General features: G+C 75.6%; 2 protein-coding genes. One reads left to right on the top strand and one right to left on the bottom strand.

From position 1 onward, the window contains the following. Positions 1–545 (bottom strand): hypothetical protein (locus MXD58_RS25760; protein WP_250610301.1); only part of this gene is annotated, 545 nt, incomplete at its 3' end. A gap of 52 nt (positions 546–597) precedes the next feature. Between MXD58_RS25760 and MXD58_RS25755 the strand changes: the two genes are divergently transcribed. Continuing rightward, the coding region (locus MXD58_RS25755) for an antibiotic biosynthesis monooxygenase family protein (RefSeq protein WP_250610299.1) at positions 598–894 on the top strand (297 nt) is incomplete at its 3' end.

Below are 894 nucleotides of genomic sequence, written 5' to 3'. Positions count from 1 at the left end.
GCGCGGACCGCTCCGCCGCGGCGCGGGCGCCCGCTCGCCGCCCCACCTGCGGCGTCCATCGCCGTGGGGTCGGGCAGGGCGTACCGGCCGCGCAGGTACTCGCCGATCCACCGGCCCTGCGCGCCTGCCAGCTCCGGCGGGTCGGTGACGTGGAAGGCCCAGCCGGCCCGCCGGTCGAACACGCCACCGAATCGCGGCGATCCCGGCCCGGCGGGCAGGAGCCGTTCGGTGTGGGCCGTCAGCACCACGGCGTCGAAGACCCCGAGCGGATCATCCGAGTCGGTGTCCTCCGGCGGGTCGGTCCGCGCGCCGTGGACCGTGAACGGCGGGGCCGCCGGGTCCGCCGTCGCCAGGCGCAGCGTGCCGGCTGCCACCCCGACGACACGGTCCGCGCAGCCATAGGCGGCCAGGGCTGCCTGGGCCGGCGGTGGGACCGGGCCGGCGGCGAAGGCGGTGACCTCCAGTCCGCCGTCGACCAGGGAGATCATCGCGGCGGCGGAGGCGACGTCGAGGCCAAGGACGGCGAGCCGGGGAAGTCCTGTCACGTCCGGGCACTCTAGTGGCGTGTCGCCTCCGTCGGCGCACTACGGTGAGAAGATGAGCGTCGTCAAGATCAACGCGCTGACCGTTCCCGCGGAGATGCGGGCCACGCTGGAGCAGCGGTTCGCGGGCCGGGCCGGGATGGTGGAGCAGGCCGACGGGTTCGAGTGGTTCGAGCTGCTGCGCCCGATCGAGGGCACGGACTCCTACCTCGTCTACACCCGGTGGCGCAGCGAGGAGGACTTCCAGAAGTGGCAGTCCTCCCAGGCATTCGGGGAGGGCCATCGCGGCGCGGCGGCCGGCTCGGCGCCGCAGGGCAGTGCCGGCGGCCAGGGCGGTGCCGGCGGCCAGGGC

The sequence above is a fragment of the Frankia sp. AgKG'84/4 genome, assembly GCF_023242965.2.
GTDB lineage: Bacteria > Actinomycetota > Actinomycetes > Frankiales > Frankiaceae > Frankia.
Note: the sequence above shows the minus strand (reverse complement) of the source record. Positions and strands in the feature narration are given on the sequence as shown.